Annotated in this window: 2 protein-coding genes; both read right to left on the bottom strand. The window is 75.1% G+C overall.

The genetic code is table 11. The features are described from left to right. Window positions 1–3 precede the first annotated feature (3 nt). On the bottom strand, window positions 4–14,001 hold the full coding sequence (locus DCW30_RS01620) for a non-ribosomal peptide synthetase (protein WP_129299873.1): 13,998 nt from the start codon (window positions 13,999–14,001) through the stop codon (window positions 4–6). Next, entirely contained in the window at window positions 13,998–18,410 is a 4,413-nt protein-coding gene (locus DCW30_RS01625) for an amino acid adenylation domain-containing protein (RefSeq protein ID WP_277820323.1), read from the bottom strand. The genes DCW30_RS01620 and DCW30_RS01625 overlap by 4 nt, the downstream gene beginning before the upstream one ends. Window positions 18,411–18,427 lie beyond the last annotated feature (17 nt).

Genomic DNA, 18,427 nt, shown 5'->3' on the forward strand with positions numbered 1-18,427 from the left:
TCCTCACAACGGCTGGTGCCTGAACGGCTGGGGCTGCTCACCGGAGAATCCGGCTTCGAGTTCGTCGATCTGGTGTTGTGCGAGGTCGAGGAGGTGGAAGTCGGACGGGGTGTGTCCGCCTGCCGCGGGGTCGGCGGCGTGGGCGGCCAGGCCGGCCAGCATCTTCAGCCAGGTCTCGCCGAGCCGCCGGGCGTCGGCTTCCTCCAGCAGCCGGCTCGCCCAGCTCAGCGTGAGCGTCAGCTCGGGCCCGGCGGCGGTGTCCCTCACCACCGCGCCGGCGTCCACCACGTGCGTGGCGGGCATGCCCGGGTCGACCGAACCGCCGATCGCGGTCTCGCCGGCCGGCTGCCAGGGGCCGACCGGGCCTGCGCCGGCGCCACCGCCCGCTTCGGCGCCCGCCGCGAACCGGCCCAGGTAGTTGAAGCCGATCGGCGCGGCGGGCGCGGCCCGCAGGACCGGCCCCGTCACGGGGTTGAGATGGCGCAGCAGTTCATGGCCGAGGCCGTCCCCGGGCACCGCCCTGGCCTGTTCCTTGACGGCCTTCACCAAGCTACCGGCAGCGCTGCCGCCCGCCATAGCGGCGTCCAAGTGCTCAGCGGCCACCTCCAGGCGCACCGGACGCACACTGGTGAACCAGCCGACCGTGCGCAGCAGGTCCACGCCGTCCAGCGGCTCGCGGCCGTGGCCCTCGACGTCGACGAGGAGCCCCGCGGCGGTGTCCGGCCGCCAGTGCCCCACCGCGCCCGCGAGCGTCGCGAGGAGGATGTCGTCGACCCCGCAGTGGAAGGCGGCCGTGGCCCGGCCCACCAGCGTGGCCGCCTGTTCGAGCGGCAGCGTCCAGGTGTGGTGCAGCAGGGTGTCAACGGTGTCCAGGTCCCGGTCCAACTCCGCTGCTCCGAGCGGCGGTCGGGGCTTGCCGAGCAGGGTGAGCCAGGCGTCGAGCTCGGCGGTCCGCGCCTCGCCTGCCGCCTGTGCCGCGAGCAGCTCCGCCCAGCGGCGGAAGGACGTGCCCACCGGGTCGAGCACCGCTTCGCGGCCTGCCGCCGCCGCCTCGCACGCCGCCCGCAGGTCCGGCACGAGGACGCGCCAGGACACCCCGTCCACCACCAGGTGGTGCGCCACCAGCACGACGCGCCCGGTGCGGCCGGGCCCCGCGTCGACCCAGACCGCCCGCGCGAGGACGCCGGACGCGGGGTCGAGGCGTTCCACCGCCGCACGCGCCGCGCGGCCCGCGATCTCGTCCAGCGCGGCATCGGCGGCGTCCCCCGCGTCCACGCGGTCGACCAGACCGGCGGCGTCCACCGAGCCCCGCTCGCCGACGATCAGCTTCGGCTCGCCGGGCACCGTGCGCGCCCGCAGCATGTCGTGCGTGTCGAGCAGGGCGCCGAGTCCTGCCGCCAGCGTCGGCGTGCCGAGGTCCGCCGGGGCGCCGAGGACCATCCACTGCGCGAAGCCGGGGCGCGCCGCCCGCTCGCCGAGCGCCCGCATCACGGGCGTCCAGGGCACCTCGCCGACGCCGATGTCGGTGACGGCGGGCTCGGACCCCGGGGTCTCCGCCACCTGGGCCAGGCGCTCGGGGGTCTTCTCCTCGAAGACCTGCCGTGACGTCAGCAGGAGCCCCGCGCGGCGCGCCCGCGAGGCGAGCTGCATCGACATGATCGAGTCGCCGCCCAGCTCGAAGAAGCTGTCGCCGACCCCGACCCGCTCCAGGCCGAGCACCTCGGCGAACAGCTCGCACAGGACTCGCTCGTCCGCCGTGCGCGGCCTCCCGTCCGTCACCCGTCCGGCGAAGTCGGGCGCGGGCAGGGCCGCCCGGTCCACCTTGCCGTTGACGGTCAGCGGCAGCCGGTCGAGCGGCACGAACGCCGAGGGCACCATGTGCTCCGGCACGCGTTCCCGTACGTGGGCGGGCAGTTCGGCGGCCCAGGCGGTGGCGTCGTCCGCGCCGCCGGGGTGCCGCGCGGGGTCCGCGACGACGTACGCGACGAGGCGGCCGCCGTCGGCGTGGTCCCCGCGCACGACGGCGACGGCCTGCACGACGTCCGGGTGCGCGGTCAGGGCCGCCTCGATCTCGCCCGGTTCGACGCGGTGGCCCCGGATCTTGAGCTGGTCGTCGGCCCGGCCCACGAAGAGCAGTTCGCCCCCGGCCGTCCACCGCGCCACGTCCCCGGTGCGGTACATCCGCTCCCCCGCCCCGAACGGGCAGGCCACGAACCGCTCCGCCGAGAGCCCCGCCCGCCCCAGGTAGCCGCGCGCGAGTCCGGCCCCGGCGACGTACAGCTCACCGGCCACTCCGGGTGGCGCCGGCAGCAGGAACTCATCGAGGACGAACGCCCGTACGCCCACCATCGGGCGCCCCATGGGCACCAGGTCGCCACCCGGCGTCAGCGGGGCGCTCATCGCGGCGCAGACCGTGGTCTCCGTGGGGCCGTAGGCGTTCACCATCCGCCGGCCGGGCGCCCACCGGTCCACGAGTCCGCGCGGGCACGCCTCACCCGCGACGACGACGGTCTCCAGCTCGTCCGGCAGCCGTTCCTCGGCCGCGAGGACGCTCGGCGGCACGGTGACGTGGCTCGCCCGCGCCCGGCGCACCGCCTCGTCGAGCGACACCCGTGGCGGCAGGTCGTCCGCCGGGGGCACCACCAGCGCCGCGCCCGAGAGGAACGCCATGCAGAGTTCGGAGACCGCCGCGTCGAAGCTCAGCGAGGCGAACTGGAGCACGCGCGAGTCCGCCCGTACCCCGAAGCGGCCGATCTGCGCCCGCGCGAGGTCGCCGAGTCCCGTGTGGGTGACGACGACGCCCTTGGGCGTGCCCGTCGACCCCGATGTGTAGATCACGTACGCGGCGTCGGCGGCCCCCAGGGGCGCGCTCCGCTCGTCGGCGCGCACCGGGCCGCCCGCGCACCGGCTGACCTCCTCCGCGACATGCGGGTCGTCGGTCACCACGATCCGGCCGGGGAACCCGGCGGGCACCGCGGCCCGCGAGCGCTCGGCGCACAGCACGACCGACGGGGCCGCGTCGCCCAGCATGTACGCGATGCGCTCCGCCGGGTATCGGGCGTCCACCGGCACGAACGCCCCGCCGGCCATCGACACGGCGAGCAGTGACACGACCATGGTGGCCGACCGCTCGCCGACGACGGCCACCCGGCACTCCGGCCCGACGCCGTGCCGCACCAGATACCGCCCGAGGCGCCCGGCCGAGTCCGCCAACTCCCGGTAGGAGAAAGCATGTTCACCCGGGTCGAGCGCCACCGCGTCGGGCGTGCGCTCCGCCTGCCGCGCGAACAGCTCGGGCAGCGGCGCCGCATCGGACGCCGCCTGCGGGGAGCCGTTCCACTCCCGTACGACGAGGTCGCGCCCGGCGGCGGCCACGGTGTCCACCCGGCCCACGGGCGTCGCCGGGTCGGCGACGAACTGCTCCAGGACGCGCACCAGCGACCCGACCAGTTCCTCGGCGCGGGCCCGGTCGCACACGTCGGGGCGGAAGACGAAGTCGCCGTGCAGGGGCTCTCCGGGTGACACCACGAAGGTCAGGGGGTAGTGCCCCATGTCCCGGGGTGTGCCCGCCGGGGTGATGCGCGGGGAGTGCGGGTCGGAGGCCTCCGCGGGCGGGTGGGGGTAGTTCTCGTACACCACGAGCGTGTCGAACGTCGCCGCCCGCCCCGCGTGCTGCCGTATCTCGGCGAGGCCCAGGTGCTGGTGGGCCATGAGCGCCGCCTGACGCTCCTGCAAGGCGGTGAGCATGTCGCAGACGGGCTGCCCCGCCGTCAGCGGCACCCGTACGGGCACGGTGTTGATGAACAGGCCGACCGCCGACTCCGCTCCCGGCAGGTCGGTGGGCCTGCCCGCAACGGTCGCCCCGAACACCACGTCGGTGCGGCGGGCGAGCCGGGCGAGGAGCAGCGCCCACGCGCCCTGGACCAGGGTGTTGACGGTGAGTCCGCGGCTCCGGGCCAGTCCGGCGACGCCCCGCGACAGCTCGGCGGGGAACGCGAACCGGATGCGGTCGGGCTCCATCGGCACCCGTACCGACTCCTCGGGCACGACCAGGGTCGGCGCGTCGAGTCCGGCGAGCTCGGTCCGCCAGGCGTCGCGTGCGGCCTCCTTGTCCTGCCGGTCCAGCCACGCCAGGTAGTCGCGGTAGGACGTCACGGGCGGCAGGCTCCGCTCGCCGCCGACGGCGTGCGCCGCGTACGCCGCCCGCAGGTCGGTGACGAGGACCGGCAGGGACCAGCCGTCCATCGTGATGTGGTGGCTGGTGATGACGAGGCGGTGCCGGTCGTCGCCGACCCGGATCAGGAGGAGCCGCAGCAGCGGGGCGCGCGTCACGTCGATGCGTGCCGCCCGCTCCTCCTCGGCCAGGCGTTCCGCCTCCGCCAGGGCTCGTGCCTCCGGGAGGTCCGACACGTCGGCCTCGCGCCAGGGCAGTCCGACGTCCCGCGCCACGGCCTGCACGGCCTCGCCCGACGCGAGGCGGTGGAAGCTCGCCCGCAGGATCGGATGCCTGCGCAGCACCGTCTCCCACGCGGCGCGCAGCCGGTCCGCGTCCAGCGGCCCGTCCAGGGTGAGGGCCCGCTGGCCCTCGTAGACGTCCGGCGCGGCCTCGTCGAAGGTGGCGTGGAAGAGCATGCCCGACTGGAGCGGCGACAGCGGCCATACGTCCTCCAGGCCGGGGACCGCCGTCTCCAGCTCCTCGACCTCGTGCTGTGTCAGGGTGTCGCGGAGGAAGTCACCGGGCGTGTGCCCGCCCGCGCCGGTCTCCTCGGTGTGCGCGGCGAGGCCCGCGAGCGTCGCCGCCCAGGCCCGGCCGAGCCGTTCGGCGTCCTCCTCGGTGACCAGCAGGCCGGGGTGGCTGAGGGTGAGCGTCAGCTCGGGCCCGTCCGGGGTGTCCCGCACCGCGGCCCCGGCCTCGACGGCGTGGGTGGCGGGCATGCCGGGGTCGGCCGAACCGCCGATCGCGCTCTCCCCCGCCGGCTGCCAGAGGCCGTCGGCGGAGGCCGGGCCCGCTGCGAACCGGCCCAGGTAGTTGAAGCCGATCTGCGCGCACGGGGCAGCCTCAAGAGCGGGGGCGGTCGCGGGGTTGAGGTGGCGCAGCAGTGCGTGGCCGAGCCCGTCGCCGGGCACCGCCCGCACCTGCTCCTTGACCGCCTTGAGCAGTCGGCCGGCCGCGCGGCCGCCCGTCCGCGCCTCGTCGAGGTCCACCCCGGCCACGGTGAGGCGTACGGGGTGGGAGCTGGTGAACCAGCCGACCGTGCGGGACAGGTCCGCGCCCCCGACCGGTTCGCGGCCGTGCCCCTCGACGTCGACGAGGAGCCCCGCGGCGGTCTCGGGCCGCCAGTGCGCGACCGCGCCCGCGAGGGCGGCGAGCAGGACGGTGTCGACTCCGCAGTGGAAGGCCGCCGCGGTCCTGCCCACCAGCGTGGCCGCCTGCCCGGCCGGCAGCGTCCAGGAGGTCCGGCGCAGGGTCCGCACGGTGTCCACGGCCGGGTCGAGGGCGCGGGTTCCCACGGGACGCCGGTCCTCGCCGAGCAGGGTCAGCCAAACGTCGAGTTCGGCGGTGCGCCGCTCGTCGGCGGCCTCCGCCACCAGCAGTTCCGCCCAGCGCCTGAACGAGGTCGCGACCGGTGCGGGGCGCGGCTCGTGCCCGGCCGCCGCCGCCTCGCAGGCGGCCCGCAGGTCCGGTACGAGGACCCGCCAGGACACCCCGTCCACCACCAGGTGGTGCGCGACGACCACCAGGTGCCCGGGGTGCTCGGGGCCGGCGTCCACCCACACCGCGCGCACCATCGCGCCCGATGCCGGGTCGAGGTGACCCGCCGCCTCGCGCGCCGCCCGCTCCGCGACGTCGTGGCTCTCACCGGGCGCCGCGGGGACCCGGGACACCAGGGCGGCGGCGTCCACCGTCCCCGGCTCCCCGACGACCAGCTTCGGCTCGCCGGGGACCGCGCGGGCCCGCAGCATGTCGTGCGTGTCCAGGACGGCGCCGAGACCGGCGGCCACCACGTCGAGCCCCAGCGCGGCCGGGACGCCGAGGATCACCCACTGCGCGAACCCTGGCCCCGTGGCGCGCTCGCCGAACGCCCGCATCACCGGCGTCCAGGGCACGTCGCCCACACCCACGTCGGCGGCCACGTTCTCCGGCCCGGCCGCGGTGACGACCCGTGCGAGCCGTTCCGGCGTCTTCTCCTCGAAGACCTGCCGCGGCGTCACCACGAGGCCCGCCTCCCTGGCCCGCGCGGCGAGCTGCATGGAGCTGATCGAGTCACCGCCCAGCTCGAAGAAGCCGTCCTCGGCCCCGACCCGCTCCATGCCGAGCACGTCCGCGAACAGCCCGCACAGAAGGCGCTCGGTCCCGGTGCGCGGCGCGCGCCCCGTCACCCGGGCGGCGAAGTCCGGCGCGGGCAGCGCGCCCCGGTCGAGTTTGCCGTTGACGGTCAGCGGCAGGGCGTCGAGGACGACGACCGCCGCAGGGACCATGTACTCCGGGAGCCGGTCCGCCAGGTGGTCCCGCAGCTCCCGCCCGTCCACGTCCGCACTCCCCGGGACCGGGACCACGTACCCGACGAGCCGCCGCTCCCCCGGGACGTCCTGACGCGCGAGCACCACGGCCCGCGCGACCGCCTCGTGCCGGGCGAGCACCGCCCGCACCTCGTCCGGCTCCACCCGGAACCCCCGCACCTTGACCTGCTCGTCCGCGCGCCCCGCGAACAGCAGCTCTCCCTCGGGCGTCCAGCGGGCCAGGTCGCCCGTCCGGTACATGCGGTCCGCGTCACCGGGCCCGCGGAAGGGGTTCGCGACGAACCGCTGGGCGGTCAGGTCGGGCCGGTGGAGGTAGCCGCGGGCCAGGCCGGGGCCGACGACGTACAGCTCACCGACGGCGCCGGGGGCGACCGGCTTCAGGAAGTCGTCGAGGACGTACACCCGGCTGTTGACGAGCGGACGCCCGACCGGCACGGGGCCGTCCGCGGTCGCGCGCAGCGGTTCGCTCATCGCGGCGCAGACGGTCACCTCCGTCGGTCCGTAGGCGTTGACGAGACGGCGGTCGGCCCACCGCTCGGCCAGCCGCGGCGGGCACTCCTCACCCGCGACGATCAGGGTCTCCACGGTGTCCGGGAGCGTGTCCACCGTCGCGAGGACCGAGGGCGGCACCGTCATGTGCGTCACCCCGAACTCGGCGGCGACGTCCGCGAGCGGGACGTGCGGCGGCAGCCGGTCCGCGCCCGCCACCACGAGCGCCGCTCCCGAGAGGAGCGCCATGCACAGCTCGGAGACGGCGGCGTCGAAGCTCCAGGACGCCAGTTGCAGGACGCGGGAGGCGGGGCGTACGGCGAACCGCTCGATCTGGCCGGTGGCGAGGTTGCCGAGGCCGGCGTGGGTGACCACGACGCCCTTCGGCGTCCCCGTCGAGCCGGACGTGTAGATGACGTAGGCGGTGTCCGTCGCGCGTCCCCCGCCATGATCCGTCCGATGTGGGTGGCCGTCGTGCGTCGGGAGCGTTCCGTCGTACGGCCACCGGGGCACGTCCGCCGGGAGCACCGGCTCGGTCGTGGCCGTGCACACCACCAGCGCGGGGCGGGCGTCGTCCAGCACGTGCGCGATCCGCTCGGCGGGGTAGGCCGGGTCCACCGGGACGAACGCCGCTCCCGCCTTGGCCGCGCCCAGCAGGACCGCGACGACGTCGGCCGAGCGTTCCATCACCACGCCGACGAGGTCGCCCCTGCGCACACCGCGCGCCCGCAACCCGTGCGCCACGTGGTCGGCGGCCCGGTCGAGCCGCGCGTACGTCCACCGCCGGTCCGCCGCGATCACCGCCACCGCGTCCGGCGTCCGCCGCACCTGCGCTGCGAACAGCTCGCCGAGCGTCCCCGCCGGGACGGGCCCGTCGGTGGCGTTCCACCGGTCGAGCACCGACGACCGCTCGGCCTCCTCCAGTACGTCGACGTCGCCCACCCGCAGCGCCGGATCGGCGGTGAGCTGCTCAAGGACGCGGACGAGCTGCCTGCCCGCCCGCAGGGCCTGCCGCCCGTCGCACACGTCCGGCCGGTAGGTGACGCGGACGCCCAGACGCTCGTCGGGCACGACACCGACGGCCAGCGGGTAGTGCGTCCCGATCCGGCTGTCCACCTGGGTGAGCGTGACGCCGGTGCCCGCCGGGCCGGGGTCCGGCCGGGGCGCGGCGCCGCGCGGGTAGCTCTCGAACATCAGCATCGTGTCGAAGACGGCTCCCGCCCCACCGGCCGCCTGGATCTCGGAGAGGCCGATGTGCTGATGCGCCATCAAGCCGGTCTGTCGCGCTTGCAGTTCTTCCAGCATGGCGAGGACGGGCTGCCGGGCGTCGAGCCGCACGCGGACCGGCAGCGTGTTGATGAACAGGCCGATCGTCGACTCCACGCCGGGGATCTCCGCGGGGCGCCCCGCGACCGTGGTGCCGAACACCACGTCGGTGCGCCGGGCCAGACGCGCGAGGACGAGCGCCCACGCTCCCTGCGCCACGGTGTTCACCGTCAGCCCCCGGGTGCGGGCCAGTTCGGTCACGGCGCGGGTCGCCTCGCGCGACAGGCGAACCGAGCGTTCCTCGCACGGGACGGGGGCACTGCCCGACTCCGCCGGGGCCACGAGGGTCGGCTCGTCGGCCCCCGCCAGCTCCTCGCGCCAGGCGGCCCGTGCCGCTTCCTTGTCCTGCCGGTCCAGCCACGCCAGGTAGTCGCCGTACGAGGCCGTGCGTCCGGGCGGGGACGGCTCGCCCGGCGTCGCGTAGGCGGCGGCCACCTCGGCGAGCAGGATCGGCGTCGACCAGCCGTCCGCCACGATGTGGTGGCTGGTGACGACCAGGCGGTGCCGCCGCTCGCCGACGCGGATCAGGAGCAGCCGCAGCAGGGGCGCCGCCGTCAGGTCGAGGCGTTCGGCCGCCTCGGACGCGGCGAGGCGCTCCGCCTCGGCGAGCGCCTCGGCCTCCGTACGGTCCGACAGGTCGACCTCACGCCAGGGCAGTTCCGCCTCCCGCGCCACGACCTGCACGGCCTCGCCCGACGCGAGGCGGTGGAAACTCGCGCGCAGCGCGTCGTGCCGCGCGATCAGCCCCTGCCACGCGGCCCGCAGCCTGGCGGCGTCCAGCGGCCCGTCCACGGCGAGCACACGCTGACTCTGATAGGCGTCAGGGCTTTCCGTGGCGGCGGACCCGGGGGGCCGCCCGTCGGGGTGGGGGCCTCGGATGCCGGGGTCGGGGTCGGGCATGTCGGCCTTGTGGCCTTCCCCGGCGGCCTTCGGGGCCTCCCCGTCGAACAGGGCGTGGAACAGCATGCCTTCCTGCAGCGGCGACAGCGGCCATACGTCGGCCAGGTCCGGCACCGCGGCCTCCAGCCGTTCGACTCCGTCCTGCGTCAGGGCTCCGGCGGCCAGGAGCGGGAAGTCGCGGGGCGTGTGGCCGCCCGCGCCGGGGCTCGCCGTGTGCTCCGCGAGACCGCCGAGCAGCCGCGTCCAGGTGTTGCCGATCCGCTCGGCCTCCCGCTCCCCGAGGACGGCGCCCGGCCAGCTCAGCCGCAGCTCCAGCGCGGGTCCCTCCGGGGTGTCCCGCACGGCCACGTTCGCCTCCAGGGCGTGCGGGAGGGGCGTGTCGGGGTGGACGGAGCCGCCGATGGCGGTCCCACCGGTCGGCTGCCAGGGGACGCCCGTGCCGGTGTCCCCCGGGGCGAACCGGCCGAGGTAGTTGAAGCCGATCTGCGGGGCGGGCGCGGCCTCCAGGGCGGGGGCGGTCGCGGGGTTGAGGTGGCGCAGCAGTGCGTGGCCGAGCCCGTCGCCCGGCACGGCCCGCGCCTGCTCCTTGACGGTCTTCAGGAGTCTGCCCGCGTCGGCGCCGCCCGCCAGGGCCCGGGAGAGGTCGATCCCCGTCACGTCCAGGCGCACGGGCCGGGCGGTGGTGAACCAGCCCACCGTGCGTGACAGGTCCACGTCCCCGATCGGCTCCCGGCCGTGCCCCTCGACGTCGACCAGGATTTCCGGGGCGGCGTCCGGCCGGCAGTGCGCGACGGCGCCCGCCAAGGCGGCCAGGAGCACGTCGTCCACGCCGCAGTGGAACGCGTTCGGCATCCGGCTCAGCACCGACGCGGCCCGGGCCGGCGGCACGATCCACGAGCGCTGGCGCAGGGTGCGTACGGTGTCGACGTCCGGGTCGAGCGCACGGTGCCCGAGCGGAGCCTGTGGCGAGGGGCCGAGCAGGGTCAGCCAGTCCGCCAGCTCGGCGGCCCGCCGCTCACCGGCAGCCTCCGTGGCCAGCAGCTCCGCCCAGCGGCGGAACGAGGTCCCCACCGGGTCGAGGCGCGGTGTGCGCCCGGCGGCAGCGGCCTCGCAGGCGGCCCGCAGGTCCGCCGTCAGCACCCGCCAGGACATGCCGTCCACCGCCGAGTGGTGGGCCACGAGCACCAGTCGGCCCATCTGGCCGGGCCCTGCGTCGACCCACACCGCCCGGACCATCACACCGGCGCTCGGATCGAGCAGTTCCACGGCCGTGCGGGCCGCCCGCCCCGCGACCTCGTCCAAGGCCGCGTCGGCTGCCTCACCCGCCTCCACGCCCACGCGCTCGACGAGACGCCCCGCGTCCACGGAACCCGGTGCGCCCACCCGCGACGTGTACTCCCCGGGGATCGTGCGGGACCGCAGCATGGCGTGGGTGTCCAGTACGGCGTTGAGCCCGGCGGTGAGGACGTCGAGGCCCAGGTCGGCGGGTGCGCCGAGCACCACCCACTGCGCGAACCGGGGGTCGGCGGCACGCTCGCCGAGGGCCCGCATCACCGGCGTCCAGGGCACCTCGCCCACGCCGTCGTCGTGCGCCGGGCCGGCCTTGCCGGCCCGCTCCGAGACGGTCGCGAGGCGTTCGGGCGTCTTCTCCTCGAAGACCTGGCGGGGAGTGACCACGAGTCCAGAACGGCGTGCGCGTGAGGCCAGTTGCATGGAACTGATCGAGTCGCCGCCGAGCGCGAAGAAGCTGTCCTCTGCCCCGACCCGCTCCAGGCCGAGCACATCGGCGAACACATCGCACAGGACGCGTTCGGCCTCATTACGCGGTTCGCGGCCGGTGGTGCGGGAGGCGAAGTCGGGCGCGGGCAGGGCGGCCCGGTCGACCTTGCCGTTCGGCGTGAGCGGCAGCTCCTCCAGAACGACCAGGGCCGCAGGAACCATGTACTCGGGAAGGCGTTCCGCCACGTACGCCCGCAGATCCCGCGAGCCAAGGCCTTGGTCGTCCACGGTCACGTAGCCGACCAGCCGCTTGTCGCCGGGGCCGCCGTCCTGGCGGGCCAGCACCACCGCCTGCCGCACCGCGGCATGCCCGGCAAGGACCGCCTCCACCTCACCCGGCTCGACCCGGAACCCACGGATCTTCACCTGCTCATCCGCACGCCCCGCGAACAGCAACTCGCCCTCGGACGTCCAGCGGGCCACATCACCCGTCCGGTACATCCGGCCGCCACCCGCACCGAACGGACACGCCACGAACCGCTCGGCCGTGACCCCCGACCGCCGCAGATACCCCTGCGCCAGGCCCGTACCGGCCACGTACACCTCACCGGTCACCCCCGGGCCCACCGGCCGCAGGAACGCGTCCAGGACATACACCTGCCGGTTCGCCAACGGCCGCCCGATCGGCAGCACCGACCGCCCCGGCACGCCCACCGGCAGCACATGCCACGTCGCGCACAGCGTGACCTCCGTCGGCCCGTACAGATGCCGCACCGCCACGTCCGGACACGCCTCACGCACCCGCGCCACCGCCCCGGCCGGAACCACGTCCCCGCCGGTCAGCACCTCACGCAACCCGGCGAAACACTCCGGGGACTCCTCCGCAAGCACCCGGAACAACCCCGCCGTCACATGCACCGACGTCACACCCTCGGCCACCGCCGCACGCACCCGACCCGCGTCAACGACACCCGAACCCGCCACCACCACCCGGGCACCCACCACCAACGGCACCCACACCTCGAACAACGACACATCAAACGCATGCGGAGCATGCATCAACACCGCATCACCACTGCCCACCGACCACCCCGCATCCCCCACCAACCCCGCCACACACCCATGCGGCACCGCCACACCCTTCGGCACACCCGTCGACCCCGACGTGTACATCACATACGCCACGTCATCCGCACCCACCGCGACGCCGGCCACGGGACACCTGTCGATGGCCGACATCACCTCGGCGTCGTCCAGGACCACCGTCTTCAGCGCGACACCGTCAGGAACCACCCCACGCGTGCGCCGCTCACACAGCACCACCACCGGATCGGAGTCCGCCAGCAGGAACGCCACCCGGTCCGCCGGATACCCCGGGTCCACCGGCACATACGCGGCACCCGCCCACCACACACCCAACAAAGCCACCAGCAGATCGGCCGACCGCTCCATCACCACCGCGACACGATCACCACGACCCACACCACAACCCACCAGATACGCCGCCACACACCCCGCACGCTCACCCAACTCCGCATACGACAAACACACTTCACCACCCGCGACAGCCACCGCGTCCGGCGTCCGCTCCACCTGCCGCGCCAACAACCCCGGCACGGAAGAACCCGGCACCGGCTCCGCCGTCGCGTTCCAGGCCACCACCACCCGCTCCCGCACCGAAGGACCCGCCACGTCCACCCGGCCCACCGGCACCGACGGATCGGCCACCACCTGCTCAAGGACCCGCGTCAGGCACTGTCCGAGACCGGTGACCGTTCGCCGGTCCAGCAGGTCGGGGCGGTACGAGAAGCGGACGTGGAGGCGGTCGGCCATGAGGACGCCGAGGGTCAGGGGGTAGTTGGTGGCCTGACGGCCCGGGGAGACGGTGAAGGTGACGCCGGCGGGGGCGGCCGGCCTCGCGGGCGGGGTGGGGTAGTTCTCGTAGACCACGAGCGTGTCGAAGACCGCGCCGGAGCCCGCCGACCTCTGGATCTCCGCGAGCCCCATGTGCTGGTGGGGCAGCAGGCCGGACTGACGGGACTGGAGCTTCGCCAGCATGTCGGCGAGCGGCTGTCGGCCGTCGAGGCGTACCCGTACGGGCAGGGTGTTGATGAGCAGGCCCACCATCGACTCCACGCCAGGCAGTTCCGCGGGGCGGCCCGCGACGGTCGCGCCGAACACCACGTCCGTGCGTCCGGTGAGGTGTGCGAGGACCAGGGCCCAGGCTCCCTGGACGAGGGTGTTGGCCGTCAGGCCGCGCACCCGGGCCGCCTCCGTGAGCGCCCGGGTGGTCGCCTCGGGCAGGCGCACCGTCAGCTCGTCCGGCAGCACCGGTGTGCCGCCCGGGTCCGCCGGGGCGATCAGGGTGGGCTCGTCGGCCCCGGCCAGCTCCTCGCGCCAGGCCGCCCGCGCCGCCTCCTTGTCCTGCCGGCCCAGCCACACCAGGTAGTCCCGGTACGGAACGGTTCTCGCGAGCACCGAGGCGTCGCCGGCCGCCTCGTACACCTGTGAGAGTTCGTCGAGGAGGACCGGCATCGACCAACCGTCCATCAGCAGGTGGTGCGAGGTCACGACGAGGCGGTGCCGGTTGTCGTCGAGCCGGATGAGGAGCAGGCGGAGCAGGGGCGGGGCCGTCAGGTCGAGGCGTTCCTCCTGTTCCCGCGCGGCCAGTTCGTCGGCGCGGGCCGAGCGGTCGGGTTCGGCGAGGCCGGACACGTCGGCCTGGCGCCAAGGTGTCGTCACATTGCGGGTGATGAGCTGGACGGCCTCGCCCGACTTCCTGCGGTGGAAGCTGGCCCGCAGCGCCGCGTGCCGGCCGAGGAGCGCTCCCCATGACCTGCGGAGCCGGTGCGTGTTCAGGGGGCCTTCGATCGTCAGCAGGAACTGCACGGCGTAGACGTCGGGGCCCCGGTCGTCGAAGTCGGCGTGGAAGAGCAGGCCTTCCTGGAGCGGCGACAGGGGCCATACGCCGGCCAGGGCGGAGCCGTTGGCCGGGGTCCTGGCCGCTGACCGGGTCGCGCCATGGGCGGCAGTCGGAGTCTTCACCGGGACAGGCCCTCCTCTAGCTCGGCTGCTATCGCTTCGAACTGGTCGACCTCGTCCTGTTCGAGGTCGAGGAGATGGAAGTCGGACGGGGTGTGGCCGCCGGCCGCGGGTTCCTCGGTGTGCGCGGCGAGGCCGTCGAGCATGCGCACCCAGGTCCGGCCGAGGCGTTCCACGTCGGCGGCGTCCAGGAGCTGTCGCGGGTGGGTGAGGGTCACGGTGAGTTCGGGGCCTTCGGGGGTGTCCCGGACGACCGCGAGTCCTTCCACCGTGTGCATCGCCGGCAGGTCGGGGTCGGTGGAGCCGCCGACCGCCTCGGCCCCGGCCTGCTGCCAGTCGCCGACGGCGCCCGCCGTTCCCGCGTCGAACCGGCCGAGGTAGTTGAAGCCGATCCGCGCGGTCGGCGCGGCCGCCAGGACCGGGGCCGTGGCGGGGTTGAGCCGGCGGAGCAGCTGGTGGCCGAGGCCGTCGCCGGGCACGGCCCGGACCTGCTCCTTGACCGCCTTCATCAACGTACCCGCCGCCGGGCCGCCGGCCATAGCGTCGTCCAGGTCGACGGCGGCCACCGCCAGGCGGACCGGGTGGGCGTCGGTGAACCAGCCGACGGTACGGGACAGGTCGACACCCTCCAGCGGTGCGCGGCCGTGGCCCTCGACCTCCACCAGGAGCCCTGCGGCGGTCTCGGGACGCCAGTGGGCGACCGCGCCCGCGAGGGTCGCGAGCAGCACCTCGCGCACGCCGCAGTGGAAGGCCGCCGGAGTGCGGCCCACCAGGGTGGCCGCCCGCTCGGGCCGCAGTGTCCATGAGCGTCGGCGCAGGGTGCGCGCGGTGTCCACCGCGGGGTCGAGGTCGCGGCTGCCCAGGGGGCGCTGGTGCTCGCCGAGCAGGGAGATCCAGTCGTCGAGCTCCGCGACCCGCTGTTCCGTGCGCGCCTGGTCGGCGAGCAGGTGGGCCCAGCGCCGGAACGACGTGCCCACCGGGTCGAGTTCCGGCGCGCGGCCCGCGGCCACGGCCTCGCAGGCGGCCCGGAGGTCCGGGAGCAGTATCCGCCAGGACACGCCGTCGACCACGAGGTGGTGCAGGACGAGCACGATACGGCCGGTGCGTGCGGGCCCCGCGTCGACCCAGACGGCCTGAGCCATGACGCCGGACCTGGGGTCGAGGCGTTCCACCGCCTCGCGGGCCGCCCGCCCCGCGACGCCGTCCAGGTCGTCGTCGGCGGCGTCCACGCGCGCCACCTGGTCCTCCGCGTGCGCCGAACCGGGCTCGTCGACGACCAGGCCGGGGTGGCCGGGGACGGCGCGGGCCCGCAGCATGGCGTGGGTGTCGAGCAGCGCGCCGAGTCCGGCCGCCAGTACGTCCGTGCCGAGCCCCGCCGGGGCTCCGACGGTCGTCCACTGGGCGAAGCGGTGGCCGGTCGCGCGCTCGCCGAACGCCCGCATGACCGGCGTCCACGGCACGTCTCCCACCCCGATGTCGGCGGGGGCGCGCTCCCGCCCCGTCGCCGCCTCCTCCACCACGGCCGCGAGGCGTTCGGGGGTCTTCTCCTCGAACACGTGCCGGGGCGTCATGACGAGGCCCGCCCGGCGCGCCCGCGACACCAGTTGCATGGAGCTGATCGAGTCGCCGCCCAGCTCGAAGAAGCCGTCGTCGGCTCCGACCCTGTCGAGTCGCAGCATCTCCGCGAAGAGGTCGCACAGGATGCGCTCGGTCTCCGTGCGCGGCTCCCGGCCGGACACACGCTCGGCGAAGTCGGGGGCGGGCAGCGCGGCCCTGTCCAGTTTGCCGTTGGCGGTCAGCGGCAGGGCGTCCAGGACGACGACCGCCGTCGGCACCATGTGCTCGGGCAGCACTCCGGCGGCGTACGCGCGCACGGTCCGCCCGTCCACGGCCCGTGGGTCGGCGGCGGCGTAGCCGATGAGGCGGCGCCGGCCCGGGGTGTCCTCGCGGACCATGGCGACGGCCTCGCGCACGCCGGGGCAGCCCGCGAGCGCGGCCTCGATCTCGCCGGGTTCGATCCGGTGTCCCCGCACCTTGACCTGGGCGTCGGCGCGGCCCGCGAAGACGAGTTCGCCCTCGCTGGTCCACCGCACCACGTCCCCGGTGCGGTACATCCGCTCCCCCGTTCCGAACGGGCTCGCGACGAACCGCTCCGCGGAGAGCGCGGACCGCCCCAGGTAGCCGCGCGCGACCCCGGCCCCGGTGACGTACAGCTCGCCCGGCACCCCCACCGGCACCGGCCGCAGGGCCGGATCGAGGGCGTAGACACGGGTGTTGGCGATGGGGCCGCCGATCGGGGTGGTGCCGTCGCGGTCGTGCCGGACGGCGCTCACCGTGGAGATGATCGTCGCCTCGGTGACGCCGTACTGGACGTACAGGGCGCGGCCCCGCTGCCAGCGGCGGCGTGCCGCGGGCGGCATGGGCTCGCCGCCGACGATGAGCAGCCGCAGCTCCGGCAGCTCGTCGGCGTCCATCTGGAGCAGGTAGGTCGGGGTGGTCGCCAGGTGGGTGACGCGCCGGGCGCGCATGAGGCGGGTCAGCTCGTCGCCGGACGCGTCCAGCTTCGGGGGCGCGAGGACGAGCCGGGCGCCCGCGCACAGCGCCGGCCATATGTCGGCCATGGAGACGTCGAAGCTGGGGGACACGAGCTGCAGGACGCGGCTGTCCCCGCCGAGCCGGTACCGCAGGATGTTGTCCTCCACGACGTTGCGCAGACCGTGGTGGGGGACCGCGACGCCCTTCGGGACGCCCGTGGAACCCGAGGTGTAGATGACGTACGCGGCGTTGTCCGCCGTCAGGGGCGCCAGGCGCTCCGAGAGTCCCAGCGGGCCGGACGCGTACGAGGCCACCTCCTGGGCGACCGCCGGGTCGTCGACGACCACGACGCGGCGCGCGCGGCGAGTTGTGCGCCCGGGCGGGCTCGCGGTGATGAGCGCAGGGGCGCCCGGGGCCACGGTCTCCTCCGGCCCGGTCTCCGCCGGCACCGCGTCCCGCGTCGCGGTCGTGCAGAGCACCACCGCCGGATCGGAGTCCGCCAGCAGGAACGCCACTCGGTCCGCCGGGTACTCCGGGTCGACCGGCACGAACACCCCGCCGGCCATCGCGACGGCGACGAGGGACACCACCAGCGCCACGGACCGCTCGGCCACGACCGCCACCCTGCACTCCGGGCCGACGCCCGCGCGCACCAGGTGCCGGGCGAGCCGCGCCGCCTCGGAGGACAGCTCTCCGTACGTCAGGGCGTGCTCGCCCCGCTCCCCCGCCTCGACGGCGATGGCGTCGGGCGACCACGCGGCCCGCTCCTCGAAGAGTTCGACGACCGAGTCGGGTGACACGGGCAGGTCGGAGTCGTTCCAGCGCTCCACCATCCGGGCCCGCTCGTCGGCGGTCAGGACGTCCACGTCTCTGAGGCGAATCCCCGGGTCGGCGGCGACCTGGTCCAGGACGTGCGTCAGGCGCTGGGCCAGGGCGCGGACCGTGTCGGCGTCGAACAGGTCGGTGGCGTAGAGGATCTCGCCGTCGAGTCCGGCGGGCGCGCCGAGCGCGTCGCGGCGTTCGACCATGGACACCGCGAGGTCGAACCGGGCCGCGAGCCGGGGCGGCGGCGGCTCGGGGCTGACGCGTACGCCGGGCAGGTCCCAGGCGGCTTCGGGCACGTTCTGCAAGGCCAGCATGACCTGGAACAGCGGGGTGCGGGACAGGGACCGCGAGGGATTCAGCTCCTCCACCAGCCGCTCGAAGGGCACGTCCTGATGCGCGTACGCCGCGAGGTCGGCCCCCCGCACCCGCTCCAGCAACTCCGCGAAGGTCGGATCACCACTCAAGTCCGTCCGCAGGACCAGCGTGTTCACGAAGAAGCCCGCCAGCCCCTCCAACGCCGCCTCACCCCGCCCGGCGACCGGCGTCCCCAACGGAACGTCCTCCCCCGCCCCCAACTTCGCCAGCAGCACACCCACCGCCGCGTGCACGACCATGAACATCGTCGCCCGCCCACGCCCCGCCAACTCCACCAGCCCCGCATGCGTCCCCGCACCCGCAACCACCGGAACCATCCGCCCCGCAAAACTCGGCACAGCAGGCCGAGCCCGATCCACAGGCAGAGCGATCTCCTGCGGCAGATCCGCCAACGCCTCCCGCCAGAACGCGAGTTGACGGCTGCTCACACTCTCCGGGTCCTCCAGCTCACCCAGCACCGCACGCTGCCACAACGCGTAATCCGCGTACTGCACCGCCAACGGACCCCACCCCGGCACACGCCCCTCACAACGCGCCGCATACGCCGCCTCCAGATCCCGCGCCAGCACCCCCATCGACCAACCGTCCACCGCCACGTGATGCGCCACCACCGACAACACGAACTCACCCGGACCGACCACCAACAACCGCACCCGCCACGGCCGATCCACCCGCAGGTCGAACCCCTCGCCCA

Source organism: Streptomyces alfalfae (genome assembly GCF_004127445.1).
GTDB lineage: Bacteria > Actinomycetota > Actinomycetes > Streptomycetales > Streptomycetaceae > Streptomyces > Streptomyces alfalfae.